The 18,860-nt window shown below is 46.4% G+C and carries 15 protein-coding genes; 2 read left to right on the top strand and 13 right to left on the bottom strand.

What is annotated here, in order from left to right; genetic code table 11:
• The coding region (locus COT43_08290; GenBank protein PIS27885.1) for a hypothetical protein at positions 1-831 on the top strand (831 nt) is incomplete at its 5' end.
• A 212-nt stretch (positions 832-1,043) separates the two neighbouring features.
• Here the strand turns inward: COT43_08290 and COT43_08285 are convergent.
• The 13 genes from COT43_08285 to COT43_08225 form a co-directional block, all read right to left on the bottom strand.
• Positions 1,044-3,371, bottom strand: coding sequence for a hypothetical protein (locus COT43_08285; GenBank protein ID PIS27884.1), 2,328 nt, complete (start codon positions 3,369-3,371; stop codon positions 1,044-1,046).
• Positions 3,368-4,792: a hypothetical protein gene (locus COT43_08280; GenBank protein ID PIS27883.1), complete on the bottom strand. Its 1,425-nt coding sequence runs from the start codon at positions 4,790-4,792 to the stop codon at positions 3,368-3,370. Before COT43_08280 ends, COT43_08285 begins: the two co-directional genes overlap by 4 nt.
• A 256-nt stretch (positions 4,793-5,048) precedes the next feature.
• Positions 5,049-7,412 carry a DNA internalization-related competence protein ComEC/Rec2 gene (locus tag COT43_08275; protein PIS27882.1) on the bottom strand — a complete coding sequence of 788 codons (2,364 nt, stop codon included), beginning with the start codon at positions 7,410-7,412 and terminating at the stop codon, positions 5,049-5,051.
• A gap of 33 nt (positions 7,413-7,445) precedes the next feature.
• Positions 7,446-8,018: a hypothetical protein gene (locus tag COT43_08270; protein PIS27881.1), complete on the bottom strand. Its 573-nt coding sequence runs from the start codon at positions 8,016-8,018 to the stop codon at positions 7,446-7,448.
• Complete coding sequence (locus COT43_08265; GenBank protein PIS27880.1) at positions 8,008-8,454, bottom strand: hypothetical protein; 447 nt, start codon at positions 8,452-8,454, stop codon at positions 8,008-8,010. Before COT43_08265 ends, COT43_08270 begins: the two co-directional genes overlap by 11 nt.
• Positions 8,455-8,458: 4 nt before the next feature.
• Complete coding sequence (locus COT43_08260; protein ID PIS27879.1) at positions 8,459-10,072, bottom strand: NAD+ synthase; 1,614 nt, start codon at positions 10,070-10,072, stop codon at positions 8,459-8,461.
• A gap of 20 nt (positions 10,073-10,092) precedes the next feature.
• Positions 10,093-10,368 (bottom strand): acylphosphatase, encoded by a 276-nt coding sequence (locus COT43_08255; GenBank protein ID PIS27878.1) that lies wholly within the window; start codon positions 10,366-10,368, stop codon positions 10,093-10,095.
• A 56-nt stretch (positions 10,369-10,424) separates the two neighbouring features.
• Positions 10,425-10,946, bottom strand: coding sequence for a TIGR00725 family protein (locus COT43_08250; GenBank protein ID PIS27877.1), 522 nt, complete (start codon positions 10,944-10,946; stop codon positions 10,425-10,427).
• Positions 10,947-10,980: 34 nt separating this feature from the next.
• Positions 10,981-12,279: an asparagine--tRNA ligase gene (locus COT43_08245; protein ID PIS27876.1), complete on the bottom strand. Its 1,299-nt coding sequence runs from the start codon at positions 12,277-12,279 to the stop codon at positions 10,981-10,983.
• 45 nt (positions 12,280-12,324) lie between these two features.
• Positions 12,325-12,870, bottom strand: coding sequence for a hypothetical protein (locus COT43_08240; GenBank protein ID PIS27875.1), 546 nt, complete (start codon positions 12,868-12,870; stop codon positions 12,325-12,327).
• 48 nt (positions 12,871-12,918) lie between these two features.
• A complete protein-coding gene (locus tag COT43_08235; GenBank protein ID PIS27874.1) occupies positions 12,919-14,154 on the bottom strand; it encodes a sigma-54-dependent Fis family transcriptional regulator in 1,236 nt (411 codons plus the stop codon).
• Positions 14,155-14,257: 103 nt separating this feature from the next.
• Positions 14,258-15,547: a phosphoribosylamine--glycine ligase gene (locus tag COT43_08230; protein PIS27873.1), complete on the bottom strand. Its 1,290-nt coding sequence runs from the start codon at positions 15,545-15,547 to the stop codon at positions 14,258-14,260.
• A 9-nt stretch (positions 15,548-15,556) separates the two neighbouring features.
• Positions 15,557-17,569: an excinuclease ABC subunit B gene (locus tag COT43_08225; protein PIS27872.1), complete on the bottom strand. Its 2,013-nt coding sequence runs from the start codon at positions 17,567-17,569 to the stop codon at positions 15,557-15,559.
• Between the two features lie 653 nt (positions 17,570-18,222).
• Here COT43_08225 and COT43_08220 point away from each other — a divergent pair.
• Positions 18,223-18,501: a hypothetical protein gene (locus COT43_08220; GenBank protein PIS27871.1), complete on the top strand. Its 279-nt coding sequence runs from the start codon at positions 18,223-18,225 to the stop codon at positions 18,499-18,501.
• Positions 18,502-18,860 lie beyond the last annotated feature (359 nt).

Genomic DNA, 18,860 nt, shown 5'->3' with positions numbered 1-18,860 from the left:
ATCCTCGGCGATGAAAGCACAGCCGATGAAACTTTCAGCACCAGCGAACAAGCATTTGTAAAAACTTTTCTGCAAGGCGGCGGGCGTCTGCTTGTTTCCGGAGCCGAACTCGCATGGGACGTGGATTATAAAGGTTCGGCGACCGACAAGGATTTCTGCTGGAATTTTCTCAAGATGAAGTACCTTTCCGACGCTCCAGGTGACAGCTCCGGTAAATATTATCGGGCAGAGACAATTCCCGGTTCGCCGCTCGGTGACATTTCGACCTTTTATTTCGATAACGGCACACGCGGAACGATCAACGTCAAATGGCCGGACGTTCTCGGTCACACGAACGGCAGTTCCGGCTTCTTGAAATACACCGGTTTCGATACGACGGGCGGGTTCGCGGGAACATGTTTCAGCGGCGTTTTCACCGGCGGAACTCAGGAGGGAAAAGTCGTTACTCTCGGATTTCCATTCGAAACGATCATCGCCGAATCGGTCCGAAACGACTTTATGGAAAAAATTCTTACTTATTTTGAAGTCGCCGGTGAAATTCGCAAGACAGATGATCTGGCTTTTCCCGACGAATTTCGCTTGTATCAGAATTATCCGAATCCGTTCAATTCGCAGACGACGATCCTATTTCAAATCCCGAAGACCGAACACATTACGCTCAAAGTGTTAAACTTGCGCGGCGAGGAAGTCGCTACGCTCACCGACCGGAAAGAAATAGCCGGAAGCCATCATGTAAATTTCGACGCCGGGCAACTCGCCAGCGGAACCTATTTCTATCAACTGCAGTCCGGAAACTTCCGGGCGACCAAACAGCTCACGTTGATTAAATAAATATTAACCGCGGAGCGCGCGGAGGACGCGGAGAAAACTGTTTCTATAAGTAAGCGACTTTGGAGTGCGTTAACCGTGTTAATGCTTGCGAACAAAGTTCGCAGAAAGAATCTCGCTATGGAGTGCATTAACCGTGTTAATGCCTGCCTTCTTCCGTCGTCTGCAACGACGAGTTCCGACACGGTCGGAACACTCCAAAATAGTCAAATGGGCTAATCCCTCACACAACGAACGGAGAAACCGTACTGCTTATCGTAAGTGTAACCGTTGACGTAGGAATTACTGTAATTCAGAACTCGGTACCATGCGTAGTTACTACTGCCCTCCAAAGCCGACCACCAGTACCCGTCGTGACCAATGTAGTCGTACGTCCCACTGACGAGACGGCAGCCGCCGGGCAACGCCAAAAATCCGCTTTCGTTCGTGGCGCCGGTGTTGGGACTATACCAATGTGTCGTTCCAGCCTCTTTCATTTTATCGCCGGCTACAATATTGCCACCTAAATAATCCACTAAAGTTTGCCACTCTGCGTCAGTTGGTACGTGCCAGCCAGTAGGAGCAATGTTGCGGCTATCATTTACAGCGTACCAGTTATAAAGCCGGCCATAGGTCACCACTTTATTCGCATCATTATCGTAATTGCAATAAGCACCGGTAGTCAGAGCAGACCATGAGGTATTGTCTGTTACATTCGGTATCTCAGCGCCATTGCGGTAATGGGTCACTTTCAGGTTTTCTGCCATCCAGATCTGGTCGCCGATTTTAACAGTTTTATATACGTTGCCGTCAATATCGGTTATTGTTTCATTGATGTGACCTGTTTTCTCATCTGAATAATTTGATTGGTTAAGTAAAGTGTATGCCCTAATTCTGTATGTATATTCAATATCGGTCCCTAATCCGCAATCTGTATATTCGGTAGTATTTAAGGATACCTCAGCGATTTGTTCAAAATTCCCAGATTCAATCTTACGCTCAATCCTGAATCCAACTTCAAATGAGCAGTTATCTGTCCAGGTTAGATTAATACAAAAAATTATATCATTTGTTGTTAAAGTCAGGTTGCTGGGGGTTTGGATTGTCATTTGGGCTGAATTTTCATTTGAATAATCCGATTGATTGACTTGCGTATATGCCCTGACCCGATAGGTGTATGTCTCACCGTAAGTCAAACCGGTTTCAATATATTCCGTTGAATTGGCATTTACTTCGGCAGTCTGGACAAAACTTCCAGATCCAGTCTTGCGCTCAATTCTGTATCCCGATTCAAACAAGCAGTTATCTGTCCAATTCAAACGAACTGTCTGATCATCAATGGCTGTCGCCATGAGATTTGTTGGAGCAGTGATGGTCATTTGGGCTGATTTTTCATTTGAGTAATCCGATTGATTGATCTGAGTATAAGCCCTGACCCGATAGGTGTAAGTCTCACCGTAAGTCAAACCGGTTTCAGAATATTCCGTTGAATTGGCATTTACTTCGGCGATCTGGACAAAGCTTCCGGTTCCGGTCTTGCGCTCGATTCGGTATCCCGTTTCAAATGAACAATTATCTGTCCAAATAAGACGAATCGATTGGTCATCAATTGCTGTCACTGATAAATTTGTAGGAGCAAAGACCATTATTTGTACTGAATCCTCATTTGAATAATCCGATTGATTGATCTGAGTATATGCCCTGACCCGATAGGTGTAAGTCTCACCGTAAGTCAAACCGGTTTCGGTATATTCCGTTGAATTGGCATTAACTTCGGCAATCTGAACAAAACTACCGCTTGAGGTTTTACGTTCTACCCGAAAACCCGATTCAAACGAGCAGTTATCCGTCCAAGTCAGATGAATCGATTGGTCATCAATGGCTATCGCAGATATAATTGTAGGAGCATGAATTATCATTTGTGCTGAATTTTCATTTGAGTAACCGGATTGATTGATCTGGGTATAAGCCCGAATACGATATGTATAAGTCTCGCCGTAAGTCAATCCGGTGTTATCGAAGGTTGTCTGATCAGCGGCAACTTCGGCGATCTGGACAAAGCTTCCGGTTCCGGTCTTGCGCTCAATTCGGCATCCAGATTCAAACAAGCAGTTATCCGTCCAGGTCAGTCGAATCGATTGGTCATTAATAGCAACAGTGTTCAGGTTGGTTGGTACTGGAAAAGCAGTTTGAATTCTTTCTGCCACAATTGCCGTAGATAAGTTATTCCCTGCAAATGCGGTAATTCTATAGATATATCCGATGTTGATGTTAAGGCTATCATCGATGAAGAAGGTCGTGTCGGTCCTGATGACTTCCTTATAGTTAGCATTGCCATCTTTCCTCTCGATAACAAATCCTTCGATTCTTGACTCTTCCTGTGTCCATATCAGACGAATATGAGAATCATCGATTACAGTCGCCGCCAGGTTAGTCGGCGCCCATTCGTCCGGCTTGATTTCGGTATCCGGGTCTAACGGATTTCTAAATTTATGGTCGCAGGTGAAAGAAAGAATGAGTATTAAGATTAAGATTGAGTAAAATGCCGATTGGATTCGTTTCATGGCTTCGCCTCCATAACATCCACAAGATGACTTAAGTGAAAATATTCATAAATGCTATAGCCGGAAAAGCCGATCTCGATCACCAGCCCGCCTTTGGCGAGATTGCCAAATAATTCTGTTCGGTTGCGGTATTTCTTTACATCATTGACAGTTCTCCCGTCGCAGTATTTATCGTAATAAAACTCGGACAGCAATGCGGATACACCAGTCAGACACCAAATACCGGCTGTCGCTAAGGATGACCAGTTGCGTTTGGTTTTTATGCGCTGGTAATCTTTACTCCCATCCAGCAAATTGAGGTTGATTTCAGTGGTTGTATTTTCGGTAATCGTAAATTCTTGTTTGATTGGGTAGTAATATGGTTTACGGGTAGTAAGTTGATAATCGCCGATTTGAAGTGTAGTTGGTTTCTCTTCGGATTGGTACTTTTCTCCGGAAATCAATAATCGGACATCCTTCGGTGTGACATTGACCGTTAATGAACCCAGCCGGGGTTGGAGTTCGATGTTCCGCTGGAAAGAATCATCCGGATTCAGTTGGATCGTTTCTTTGTATGGAAGATAGCGCCAGTGCTTGACCTCGAAGATATAATTCCCGGGATTGACCTTTGCCTCCGACCACTTTCCTTGGCCCAGTAGGCTATTGTTCAGGTAGATTTCCGCCTCGGGTTCGTTGACAGAAATATTGGCGCGGGCATATTGAGATTTCAGCGTGGCGGTGAGCGGATTTGCCTTATCAGCTAAAACATTGATGAAAGTGGTAAACAGCTGGAAGTCGGCTTTCTTCAGGACGATGGTTCGTAGTCCGGCTGGAACACCAGTGATGGTCGACGGCGTTGTACCGGATGATTTGCCATCGATCAGGATATCAGCGCCGTTGGGAATGCTGTTCAGAACCAGCGTGCCGGTTTTGTTGTAAATCGAGACAGACGTAGAGGTTGGCATATCGAGCAGTCCGAGCAGTTTCAGCAAGGCGTTGTTCATGCCTTCCATCAGCAGGATTTCGAGTTCGCCTTGAAAGTCATAGTTGGCGCTCCGCTCGATTTTGCCGGTTTCCATGTCGAGCAGGCGGAGTTCGACGGTGTACACCTTGCCAAAGACGCCGACCGAGCCGGAAATCATTTTTTCGACGCCGAGAAGTTGACCGACTTGCACGGCGCAGGCGTCGCTGGTACAGCCGGACAGTTGAAATTCCTGTTCATCGAGAATTTCCTGCATTTTCTGACGCTCGACGACGTCATAGATGCCAACATTCACGGCATTGCTACGGAGACGATTGGAAAGGATTTCAGTTTCAGTTTGGCTTAAGCGGCGGCGTCGAGGTCGAGGAGGGCGAGCGTGGTTTTCCGCTGGGCGGTAAGGTTGGAAACAAAAGCCAGAGTGAATACCAGTAAGAATAATTTTTGGGTGCGTATCATTCATTTCTCCGTATTTCAATGCTTAAGCGAATATAAATACGGAAAATTTCTGTTTCAATATCTTTTTTCAAAGCGCTTACCTATTCAAACACAAATCTGCCGAAGAAACGCCGATGCACAAATTTGAATTTTGCAATCTGCAATTTGACATCATCCTTATATTCAATTTTCAATCTCCAACCTACAATTATCCCCCGCCAACGGCGGGGTTTAGGTATTTGAAGTTTATCCCGATTTTTCGGGATGGTCAAATTCTTCTCTCACCATTTCACTACTTTTGCCCGTTTTCCATCCGATTCGATGACTAACGCACGATTCTTATCGGTTCGGTGAATCGTTGTGCCGAGCGCCGAATATCGTGCAAGCGTTGAGTCGGAAGGATGCTTGAATTTGTTATTTCGCCCGACGGAAACCAGTGCGATATGCGGTTTGATTTCCGCCAGCAGATCGGACGAAGAAGAAGTTGCCGAACCATGATGCGGCACTTTAACAATTTCCGATGCAAGAAAATCCTGCCAGTATCGGATTCGCCGTTCGGCATGAACTTCAACATCGCCGGTAAATAAAAAATCGACCGCGCCATGCGTCAGTTTCAGCACGCAGGACGAATTATTGAGCGTCGTCTCTTTTCTCAAATATTTTTTGGATGGATGAAGAACATAAATGGTTGCGAATTGGTCCATTGGAAAGCAATCGCCAGATCGAACATGTCGGATTGGGACGCCGAGCGAATCGGCAATATGGTGTATTTCCTTAAAAATATAGGATTTCGTTTCGAACTCCGTTTCCCAAATCTCACCAACCGTGAAATGCTTCAGTAAATACGGCGCGCCGCCGATGTGGTCGCTATGCGGATGACTCAGCGACAAAATGTCGATTCGCTTAATGCCATGTCGAACGAAATACGGCGCAACGACTAACTCACCGTAATCCCGTCGGAATGTCCGATCGCCGGTGTCAATGAGCATTCTTTTGCCGCCGGGAAATTCAACGAACGCCGCGTCGCCTTGCCCGACATCCAGAAAAGTAACGCGAAGCGTCGGCTTCGCAAGCGGCTCTTTCCAAACCCAGAAATTCAGCAGTATTAAAACACCGATCGTCGTGGCGGCGCCGACATGTTTTTTGTCAAAATTCAGCAATCCAAATAAGATGAAATACGAAATCACCAATCCGGTCAGCGAAATGCTGGAAAAGATCAGCGATGCGTGCGGGACTGATGACGTAATCATTATCGACTTTTGAAGAATCCAGATAAGAATCATTTGCACTTCGCCGTAAGCGATGTTGATCGGACTCCAGATCGCTCCAAGAATCACTTGCGCAAAACCGAGTCCGCCAATAACGCCGACCAGCGGAATCACGAACAGATTGGCGATCAATGAGATGATTGGAATCCGGTTGAAATAATATATCGTGATGGGCATTGTTCCGAGATTCGCGGCAAGCGAAACTAAAAACATCTGATTCAATCGCCGCATTGCGGGATTTTTTACAGATGCTGGTTTGATCAAATCCGGCAGGAGAAATTCGAGCCGTTTATAGATATAAATAATTGAAAAAACCGCCGCGAACGAAAGCTGAAATCCCATATCAAAAAGCTGAAGCGGATTAATCAAAACCTGAATGAATGCGGCGGCAATCAATGTATTGTAAATATTGTGTCTGAACTCCCATGCCTGACTGATGAGCACCATTGACGCCATGATAACAGCGCGCATCACTGAAGGACGAAGATCGACAACGAATACATAAAATACCAACGCAATAACAACTAAAACTGTCTTGGGTTTTATTGGGACGCGCAGAAATCCGAACAGCACGACAAACACGAGCGTCACGTAACTGACATGCAGACCGGAAACCGCGAGGACATGAATGACGCCGGAGTTGACGAACGCCTGAACCGTTTCGTCGCTGATTTCGCCGCGAACGCCGACGATCAGCGCTTTCAGAATTCCCGCCTGCTCACCGCTCATGGAAGCATCAATCAACCGTTCGATCCGCAATCGGACATCGTTCGCAAACCGTCTCAGATGAAACCGGTTTGATTCAACTACCAGCGGAATTTCGCCACGATTGAGATAAACCGTCGCATAAATGCTATGATTAGTTAAATATCTCCGATAGTTGAAATCTCCGGGATTTCGCGCTTCTGTTGGAAATGTGACTTTGCCGATGAATCCAAGAACATCGCCGTACCGGTAATCCGGACATGAATCGCGGACAGTCAACAACAAATCGCCAGTAAAATGATGCCACCTTCCATTGCGAATGTGAATGTTGAAAAGCCGGATTTTTGTCGAACCATCGGCGCGTTTATCAACGGTTTTCACTTCACCCATCACCGGAAGCGGCTCGTCGAGACGTGAAAATTTTGTTAGGTGATTTCCGCTTGTATCGACGGAAACTGAATGATTCATTCCGCCGAGCAAAAACATCATGGACATGATTAGCCAAATCGACCGAAACCGCTTAGACAAAACAACATCCAACAAAAAGATGAACCCCAGCGTACAGAACCAAAAAATTACCGGAATCAGAAGCCAGTTATTGACGACAATCCCAATCAAATACGGAAGACAGATGAATACTAAAGGAATTTTTTGTAGCCAGATTTTACCCATTTAAACGACCGCTGAAATTCAAAAATATTTATTTCAGATAATAGAGATTTTGCCGATAAGGCTCAGGTAGAGCCAGTTATAGGCGGTCGTCGCCGCCATGATTCCGAGTGCGAAAACCGTGAAATTATGCCGCTGTTCAAAATGCAGAATGTAAAATATCGCGGAAAATGCCGCCGTCGCAATATTCGATAAAAATAGAATTACGAGAAGTAATCCAAATAGCGATTTTTCCGGTGACATGAGTATATCGTAAAAGATCGTCGAAAACAACAACGTCGCCGAGAGAATCGCGGCGTACCAGAGCAAATGTAAAACACGGTTTTTCCGGCGGAATAGTTGAGACGCCATTCCCCAGAAAAACGATAACATGCCGGTAATTACGGAAATGGCGAACCAAGACAGAAGATGCGCATTGAGCGTTTGCGGCGAAATCCATAACCGAAATTGTTTCAAGATTTCCGGTTCAATGGAAACCAAAAAGAGGCTGAAGCCGGCGATCAACATGGTCGCCATATACCCGTAAAAATGCTCGGAAAACTGGAGTTCTTCATTTTCTGTGTAATCTTTCATGGTACCACTCTTTGTTGAAGTAATTTCATTTCGCAAATATTGATCGGCGCGCTTCTTCCAACCAGAAATCGGCTTTACCAATGTCGCCTTTCTGCCGGGCAAGAACGATCCGAATCGCCGCTTCAAATTTAATCTTCGAGTTGTATTTATCGGCGTAAAAAGCATTTAACAATTCGATGATTGTACTGGTGCTGACAGACGCTCGCTCTGGAAAATAGGCGTTGATATTTTCGCGCATTTGATTGACGTAAAATGGCTCGACAAACGAAAATTCCTTTCGTTGGGCGGACTGTACGCTCAAGTCGATGATCTGCGAAGATTTCTTCAAACCGTCAAGAAAACCGGTCAGATAATAGACTTTGTTATCCTGTTTCATTTTCCGCCAAATATTTCCGTTCACAAAACTGACATCTTGCGGAACAACGGTTGAAACCAGAATGATGAAAGTAAAAATGATTCGGAAAATCTTCACCGGTTCAAATCTCCTCGAAATGATTAATGATTGGATAACGTCTGCCGATGCCAAACGCCTTTCCGGTAATCTTGATTCCCGGCGCCGCCTGATGCCTCTTAAACTCGGCGATCTTGATCTTTCGGAAAATGTCGTCCACCAGCGTTTTTTCGTATCCCAACTTGATCAGTTCGGTTTTGCTCAATTGGTCGTTAATGATTGAATCGACGAGCGGACTGACGATTTCATAATCGAACGGGTCGAATTGTCCTTCCGCGAGTTCCGCCGTCGGAATTCGGTCGTAGATGCGTTTCGGGATCAGATTGTCCCACGTCTCGTTGATGAATCGGGCAAGCGCGTAAACGTCGGATTTGCTCAGATCGGAAATGACTGCCAGCGCGCCGCACATATCACCGTACATCGTACAATATCCAAGCGCGAGTTCGGTCTTGTTTCCCGTCGAAAGCAGATAACTATTGAATTTGTTTGCGATCGCCATCAGCAAATTACCGCGAATTCGCGACTGAATGTTTTCTTCGGCAATGTTTCGTTTCATTCCGGCAAAAATGTCACGAAGCGATTCGTCATAGATTCTTGCAAGCGGATCGATCGGAATTTCAAGATATTTCACATGAAGACGGTCGCAGAGTAGACGCGCGTCGTTGATGCTCATCTGTGCCGTAAATTTCGATGGCATTGAAACGCATGTCAGATTTTCGTTGCCCAGCGCCTCCGCCGCAATAACGGCCACCAAAGCAGAATCTATCCCGCCACTCAAGCCCAGAATGGCTTTTCGGCAGGCGGTTTTTCGAAAATAATCTTTCACACCGAGAACCAGCGCGTTAAAAATGCTCGCTTCCCGACGAACTCCCGGCAGTGGAATCGGTTTTCCTATGCCTTTCTCAAGATCGAGATCGAATATCGTCAACGATTCGGTGAATTCGCCGCCCCAGGCGATCAGATTCGAGTCGGAACCAAAAGCCAGCGAATTTCCGTCGAAAACCATTTCGTCCTGTCCGCCGATCAGATTGACAAAGACGAACGGTTTTTTAAGATGATCGACTTTTTCGAGAATGAGATTTTTCCGAACATCGCGCTTGTCGTATTCAAACGGAGAGGCAGAAATATTGATAATGAATTCCGCGCCCGCCGCAACCAATCTATCGGTGACTTTGATGGAATGATTGGTATCCCAGAGGTCTTCGCATATTTCAATACCCAGATGTAATTCCGTTCCCTTTATTTCAAGCCTGACAGGAAAATTCTCATCTGCCGGGACAAAGTAACGTTTCTCATCGAAAACATCATAGTTCGGAAGAATCGTTTTATACCGTTTATCGAGAATTCTTGCCTTGCGCAGAATGGCGGCTCCGTTGCGAAGTCCGCCCGGCATCGGATCGGCAAACCCGACGATTGCGACAATATCGTCTGGCATCGTATCAGCGACAAGTTTGAGGTAACGTACATTCTCGGAGATAAATCCCGAATCGTAGAGCAAATCCATCGGCGAATAACCGGTGATACTCAATTCGGGGAAAACAACTAAGTCGGCGCCTTTCTGTTTAGCTTTCCGTATGAACTCGCCGATCTTCGCGCTGTTGCCTTTCAGATCGCCAAGCGTCGGATTGATCTGCGCCATCGCAATGTATATCGTTCTGCTCAAAACCGAACCTCAAATCTGTGGTATCCAACCAACTTTTCCGACCGGTTTTTGATAACATCCGTCACGGTACCGAACATTGGGCCGATCTGAATTTCCCGGACAAAATCGTTCACCAAACCCTCTTCGCCTTCCGCTTCGATATAGACATCTCCATTATCCAAATTCTGCACAAACCCGAAAACTTGAAACATTGCCGCTTTTCTCATCGCAAAGTACCGGAATCCGACACCTTGAACAACTCCCTGAACCGTCATTTTTACGTTGATCTTCATGATTCATTCTTGATTCATACTTAAAATACAACGATTCCTTATCCATTTTCAACAGATTATTTAAAACCGGACGATCCGGAAGGATTGGCGATGTCGGCGAATGCAAAACCCAGCGCTTCTTCCGGCGTTTTCACCTGAACGACGCCGTCGATTGCCCACGATTTCAACGAGCAAACGCGCTTCCCGATTTGCAGACAATAAGCAATTTCCGAGAGCGTACCATATTTCCCGCCAACGGCAATCGCCGCGTCACAAGCCCGAACGATGATCGAATTCCGCGCGACGCCAATTCCCGTCGGAATTACAATTTTCACGAATGGATTGGCTTCGGAATCATCTCCGCCGGTCATAATGCCGATCGTGAGTCCGTCAGCGTCAAACGCGCCGTGGCAAGCGGCTTCCATTACACCGTTCTTGCCGCCGCAGATCAAGATCGCGCCGCGTTCGGCAATTCCTTTCCCCACAAGATAAGCAAGTTGCCAGATTTCTTCGTCGCATTCCCGCCCACCGATAACGGCGATGATCGGTTGGCGTTTGGTTTCTTTTGACCGACTAATAGGTGAGTAATTTTCTTTCATTTCACATCTCGCATCGATAATTGAAACTGCCGGATCATGGCTGAATGCGATAAATCGTTCGCGGGAATGGAATCGTTTCGCGGATATGCTGAACGCCGGACATCCACGTCACAAGTCGTTCAAGCCCGACGCCGAATCCGCTGTGCGGAACCGAGCCGTATTTTCGCATGTCGAGAAACCACTGATAATCCTGAATCGGCATATTTTCCGCCTGCATCCGCTGAAGCAGAAGGTCGTGGTCGTCTTCCCTCTGCGAACCGCCGATGATTTCGCCGAAACCTTCCGGCACGATTAAATCGTCGCCCAAAACAAGGTTGGGGTTTTCGGGATCGCGCTTCATGTAAAAAGCCTTGATTTCCTTCGGCCATTTCTCGATAAAAATCGGCACGTCGGAATGTTCGGTCAATAAAAATTCATCTTGTGCGCCGAGATCATCCTGATAATTGATTTCGGACCCTTTCGACCGGAGGAAATCAACCACATCGTGGTGTGTCATTTTTCCAAACGGCGCGTCGGCTTTCCGTAGTTTTTCGATGTCGCGCTCAAGAATTTCCAGTTCCGTCATATTTTTTTCAATTACTTTCCGAATGACGAACCGGATGAGTTCTTCCTGAATTTGCATGTTTTCCGCATGTTCGACGAATGCGGCTTCGGCGTCCATCATCCAGAATTCCGTCAGATGTTTCCGCGTTTTGGATTTCTCGGCGCGGAAAACCGGACCGAAATCATAAACTCGCCCAAAGCTCATGATGCCGGTTTCCAAATACAACTGCCCAGATTGCGACAAATAGGCTTTGCCGAGATCGAAATACGGAACCTGAAAAAGTGTCGTCGTTCCTTCGCAGGCATTCGGAGTCAAAATCGGCGAATCAAAGCGGATGAAATTGTTATCGTTCAGATATTCCGTAATCGCGTAATAAACTGCGTGGCGAATGCGCAGAACCGCCCACTGTTTCCGCGAACGAATCCAGAGATGGCGGTTTTCCATCAAAAACTCGACGCCGTGGTCTTTCAGGGCGATCGGATAATCGACGGCGATTTGATGAATGATGATGTTTTTGACGATCAGTTCAAAACCGCTCGGCGAGCGTTTATCTTCATGAATAAGTCCCGAAACCGTCACCGACGATTCCTGCGTCAGGACGTCCTTTTTGCTAAAAACATCTTCCGTGGTGTCATTTTTTGAGACAACGCCCTGAATCAATCCCGTTCCGTCCCGCAGAAGCAGAAACCAGATTTTCCCGCTGGTGCGTAAGTTGTAAATCCATCCCCTAAGCGTCACTTCCTGACCGTTGTAGTTCTTTACATCTTTGACGTTGACAAAGTTCATCATTTCCGTTCCAATTTCCTTCCCTGATATCCATCTGGCAAACGCATATTACCAGCCTGCTAATATTTTATTGATGATGTCTTCGGTTATTCGAGTGATAGCTTCGCTCAACGCCGTGTCGCGCGTCCGATCGGTCGCGCCCGTCGGATCATATTCGCTATAGCCGGTAAATTGTTGTTTAAACATCGACTGATTGTTGACTTTATCGAACCACTCGACCTCGATTCGCAAGGTTAGCCGGTACTCACTGACGGATTCGCCTTGCTCGGATTCCGAATAAACCAGCGGCTTGTCCTGAATGCTGATGATCGAACCGTACAGAACCGAATTGGCGTTGGCTTCCTCTACCAACTGGAGAATATTTTCCTTGATAAATCCCAGCCGGATCTTGTCAGTTACGACGGTTTGAATACTGAACTCGGCGGTTTTGTCAGTGAACAGCGGGATCGCGATGCTTTGAATATGCGGCGGCAAAGTTCCTTTGAACGAATAGAACCAGCATTGAGAAAAAACCATTGTTAAGACAATAGCGACAACCGACACTTTCCATGCGTTTCGATTTTTCATTGAAGTTTGATAATATCTATTTTTCATATCTGCGGAAAATTTACGCTTTCTGAGTCAGGAAAAAAACGGTACTTGTCAGACATTTGCATCTTTCAGTTTGTACTCGATAATTTTCCGATAGAGTGTTCGTTCGCTGATCTTGAGCGCATTCGCCGTCTGCCGTTTCTTATAATTGAATTTTTTCAGCGTCCGCTCGATTAAATCCCGCTCGACTTCTTCCATCGAAATGTGCCCGATCTTGTCGGGATGAATGATTGTATTATCGCCAAGAATGACCTCGCCTTCTTCGGCGACTTCCTCCTGATGTTTCATCGGCGGAAGCGTTGATATATTTCCCGGCAGTTGAACCGCCGGCGACGGCGGATAATTCATCGGCGGCATAGCACCAACGGTGACATCGTGAATTTCGTGGATTTCGCGACGCATCATGAAAAGCTGTTGCAGGATTAGTTCACGTTCTGCCTGATCGACGCTTTTCCCGGTTCTCATCGGCAGATTCGGCGTGAATGTCGCTTCATGGCGTTCGCCGAACAGACGCTTTTCGACCATCGCGCTGGTGATGACTTCGCCTTTTTGCAGGACGATCATGCTTTCGACGAAATTTTTCAGCTCGCGCGTGTTGCCCGGCCAACCGTATTCCTTCAGCATGTTCATCGCCGTTGGCGAAAATCCCTTAAAAATGATGTTGTTGCGATTTGCGAAATCGAGCGCGAACTTATCGATCATTTTCGGAATGTCTTCCGCGCGTTTTCTCAGCGGCGGCATGACGATCGTGATCGTTTTGATGCGGTAGTATAAATCCTTCCGGAACTTTTCTTTATCAACTTCGACTGCCAAATCTTTATTCGTCGCGGCGATGACCCGAACATCGACGTGCCGCGCATCAGAGCCGCCGACGGGCAGGAATTCGCCGAGTTCCAGCACTCTCAAAAGCCGAACCTGCGTTTCAAGTGGCATTTCGCCGATTTCATCTAAAAATATCGTGCCGTTGTCAGCGGCTTCAAAATAGCCTTTCCGATGTTCGATCGCGCCGGTGAACGATCCTTTGACATGCCCGAATAACTCACTTTCGAGAATTCCCGGCGGAATCGCGCCGCAATTGACTTTGATAAACGGCTGATGTTTCTGTGCGCTGTGTTTGTGAATCGCGTTGGCGATGATTTCCTTGCCTGTTCCGCTTTCGCCGGAAAGTAAAACGGTGATGTTCGTTCCGGCAACCTGATCGATCGTTTCGACGATCTCACGGATTTGGTCTGACTCGCCGAGAATTCCGAAACTTTGCTGTAGTCTTGAAATGCGATCTAATTCCATTTTCTCACCTTTTTATAACCACTAAGGCACAAAGATACTAAGATTTTTTATTAAGAAATATCTTCGTGCTTTCGTGTCTTCGTGTTTCCCATACTTTTTAATCTCAATTTTTCGTTTGAAATGCTTTTTTTCCGATGTCCGTCCGAAATTGTATTCCGTCGAAATGGATTCCGGCAACGCGCCGATATGCCAAATCGATCGCCGATTCGAGCGAGTCCGAGATCGCCGTCACGCCGAAAACTCTCCCGCCGGTCGTGATCCAAGACGTTCCGTCGAATTTGGCGCCTGCGATGAAAAGCGTTTGATCCGGATCGGCAAAACTGTCGTCTATTCCATAGATTTGTTTTCCTTTTTCATACGAACCGGGATAACCTTTCGACGCGAGAACGACGCAGGCGGCAAAACGGTTCGACAAAGAAAAAGTAGTCTTGTCAAGTTTTCCAGTCGCCGTGCCATAAAGCAATTCCGCAAAGTCCGACGCGATGAGCGGAATGACTACCTGCGTTTCTGGATCGCCGAATCGCGCATTGAACTCAACGACGGACAGCTCGCCGTTATCGATCATCAATCCGCAGTACAAAACACCGGTATAAGGCGTTCCTTCCGTGCGCATTCCATCCAAAACCGGCCGAATGACTTTTTCCTCAATTTTTTCAAGAACTGATTTCGAGCCGAGCGGCGCAGGCGAATAGGCGCCCATTCCGCCGGTGTTCGGACCTAAATCGCCGTCGAAAATTCGCTTATGATCCTGCGCCGAATGCAAAACTACGTAGCGATTTCCATCCGTGACTGCAAAAACGGATAGTTCTTCGCCTATTAAAAAATCCTCGATCACGACTTTCTCCGCCGCTTTTCCGAACTTGTTTTCCGTGTAAATCTCCGCCAGCGCCGCACTCAAATCCGCCTTGTTCTGAATCACGAGTGCGCCTTTTCCGGCGGCAAGTCCGTCAACCTTTATGACATACGGAAAAACTTTCCCGGCGACGACATTTTCAGTTTCCCGGCGGGATTGGCAAATCTGGAACGAAGCCGTTGGAATGTTGTGTCGCTTCATGAATTCTTTTGCAAACGCTTTGCTTCCTTCCAACTGAGCGGCGGCTTTCGTCGGCCCAAAAATCGCGAGTCCGGCGTCGCGAAATGTATCGACAATTCCCGCCATCAACGGCGCTTCCGGACCAACGATCGTCAAATCGATTCGGTTCTCACGCGCAAATTTCAGAAGTCGTTCGATGTCGGATTCGATAATGGCGATATTTTCGGCGATATGCGCAGTTCCGGAATTTCCCGGCGCGCAAAATATTTTCTCGACAGTCGGCGATTGCGAAAGTTTCCAGACGATCGCATGTTCCCGCCCGCCTCCGCCAATGACCAATACCTTTTTTTTCAAATTCATTATTATTTCCTAATAAGCATTCCGCTCGAAAGCGGTTTTCTTGTTCTTAGACAAACGAAGAATCTCGTCACGAAGTTCCGCCGCGCGCTCGAATTCGAGGTTTTCCGAAGCCGTTGTCATCTCGCGTTTCAGCAACTCGATCAGTTCAAGATCGTCCATCTGTGAACGGTAGCGATCGTCGGATTTTTCCTTTTTCTGAAATTCGGTCGGTTTCATATCAGCGACTGCGGTCGTCATCATGACGTCCGCGACGGATTTGTAAATTGTTTTGGGAACGATGCCGTGTTCTTCATTGTATTTTTGTTGGGTGATTCTCCTGCGATTGACTTCGTCGATGACTTTTCGCATCGAATCGGTGATCTCGTCGGCATAGAAAATGACCTTCCCGTTGATATTCCGCGCGGCGCGTCCCGAAACCTGCATCAGCGACCGCGCCGATCGGAGGAATCCTTCTTTGTCGGCGTCGAGAATCGCCACCAATGAAACTTCCGGCAGATCGAGTCCTTCTCTCAGGAGATTGATTCCGACGAGAACATCGAATTCTCCCAATCGCAGATCGCGCAGAATGCCGACCCTATCCAGCGCCTTGATTTCCGAATGAAGATACCGGACGCGCAATCCGGTTCCCTGCAGGTATTCGGCGAGGTCTTCCGCCATCCGTTTCGTCAGCGTCGTGACCAGCGCACGTTCTTTTCGGGAAGTCGTTTTGACGATCTCCTCGATCAAATGATCGATCTGATGTTTGCTTGGCTGGATGAAGATTTCCGGATCCAATAATCCCGTCGGGCGAATGATCTGTTCGACGACGACGCCTTTACATTTTTCCAGTTCGAAATCCGTCGGCGTCGCCGAAACGAAAACCACCTGATTTATCATCTGCTCGAACTCGGAAAATTTCAGTGGGCGGTTGTCCAGCGCTGACGGCAGGCGAAAACCATATTCGACGAGAATTTCCTTGCGGCTCCGATCGCCGTTATACATTGCCCGAATCTGCGGCAACGTTGCGTGCGACTCGTCGATGAACAGAAGATAATCCTTCGGGAAGAAGTCCATGAGCGTGAATGGCTGTTGCCCCGGTTTTCTACCCGAAAAATGCCGGGAATAATTCTCGATCCCGCTACAGTAACCGACCTCCCGGATCATTTCGACGTCAAAGCGTGTTCGCTGGTCGATTCTCTGCGCTTCGAGGAGTTTTCCCGCTTCCTTCAACTCCAGCAGGCGAACGTCCAATTCCTTTTCGATCGTATCCAGAGCGCGTTTGACAGTTTCCTCGGACGAGATGAAATGCTTTGCGGGAAAGACGACGATATTGTCCAATTCCGAAATGATCTCACCGGTCAGCGGTGTAAACGTGTAGAGACGCTCGATTTCGTCGCCGAAGAACTCAATCCGGTATCCGAAATCTTCGTAAGCAGGCTGAATCTCAACGACGTCGCCGCGCGCCCGAAAAGTACCGCGTTCCAGTACCAGATCGTTGCGCGAATATAGAATGTCAACTAATTGCAGGAAAACCGAGCGAATGCTGATACGCTGTCCTTTTTTCAACAGGACGATATACTTCGAGTATTCTTCCGGCGAGCCGATGCCGTAAATGCAGGAAACGCTCGCGATCACGATGACGTCTTTCCGACTGATGAGCGAACTGGTCGTCCTCAACCGAAGTTTGTCGATCTCGTCGTTGATCGACGAATCTTTTTCGATGTATGTATCCGTCACCGGCAGATAAGCTTCCGGCTGGTAATAATCGTAAAACGAAATGAAATATTCAACGGCGTTTTCCGGGAAAAACGTCTTGAATTCACCGTACAGTTGCGCGGCGAGCGTCTTGTTGTGAGAAATGATCAGCGTCGGCTTCTGGACATTTTGTATCACATGAGCCATCGTAAATGTTTTTCCCGAACCGGTCACTCCCAGCAGAGTTTGAAACGGATCTCCCCGACGGACGCCCGCGGTTAGTTCGGCTATTGCCTGCGGCTGATCGCCGGTCGGCTTAAAATTCGTATTCAACTTAAAGTCTGTCATCCTGGCAGAAATTTAAGACAGCGGAGCGAGAGAAACAATTGACATGCAGTAGCGTGGTTGTTGGTAACTGGTGACAGGCGACAGGTCACCATACAGGCTTGACGAGAAAGGTCGTTTGTCACCCCAAACCAGTTTTCATTCCGAAGTTTCGGAACAAATTCGTTTTAGGTTATCTGATTAAGATCAAAACCAGTTTAGTCTTTCACTGTCGCTCAAGTCGGAAACTGGTTCCCATAACAAAGTGTTTCCTAAAGAGACAAAGAAAGAATTTTATTACCCAAAGGTTGTTACCTAATGCTAAAAGGAAGATTTATTTTACTTAAAGGTAGTGTCCAAACACTAAAAGGAAGAATTATTTAGTTCAATGCCAGATTCTTAAATCCGATGGTTTCATTGATAATTTTCATCGATGCCTTATGCTAGACAAAACTCTGCATCAGATTTGAGAATCTGACGCAACGGTGAAATAAAAAAATTATTCTTGTTTCTCTGAAAAATTTACAGTAAAGTATTTTCAGCTTTTTTTAATGGAGACGCAAGATCAGAAGCGAAGGTTGACCTCTCCGGCTTCCGAAACTTCAAATTGAAATGCTTTTTGGAATCGATGTTCTTCAGATAGAATCGTGGAGTAATTTATTAAAAAAGGTGAAACGATGAATCGATCTGTTGTCCCTGAAGAAAGAACAAACAATCTTCCCATTCTCAAGTCAGACTCTGTTACGGTCTGCAAAAAGTTTCTCTCATTTTACATGAATGACTCATGGGAGAGAGGTATGCTACAGGCTTTTCCTTTCTTCATGAATGGATTTCCGAAGAGAAACGATTTTGAGCAAGAACATTTACAAAACCAATCGGGGGAAAAAGTCTATATGATACGAGTGGCGTCCAATCAATATAAGGAACTGTCACATATTCTTAAAATACAAAAATGATTTATCAAACTTAATGTAAAACAGGATATGAGGAATAGATGAAACATTTTAAAACACAATCCGGCACCAAAAGACTTCCTCACGAGATAAGCATTTATCCTAAGTGTATGAACTTTATAAAAATCAAATCATAATATGAGAGAACATTTTAAATTGTGTTAAATTTGAAGGAGGATGATAAACGAATACAACGCACTACAAGAGGTTTTTAAATGAAGGGAACTTGCATTGGGGTATGCAATGGTCGGGAAAGATATATAATTTTTTGCATTATACTAAAACTAGTGTTAAGTTAACTTTGCTATGACGGTAATATTTAGTATATTTGTACCAAAAAGGAGATATCATGGTACAGTACA

The organism is Candidatus Marinimicrobia bacterium CG08_land_8_20_14_0_20_45_22 (assembly GCA_002774355.1).
Taxonomy (GTDB): domain Bacteria; phylum Fidelibacterota; class UBA2242; order UBA2242; family UBA2242; genus 0-14-0-20-45-22.
The sequence above is the reverse complement of the archived record's forward strand: the minus strand, read 5'-3'. Positions and strand labels throughout refer to the sequence as shown.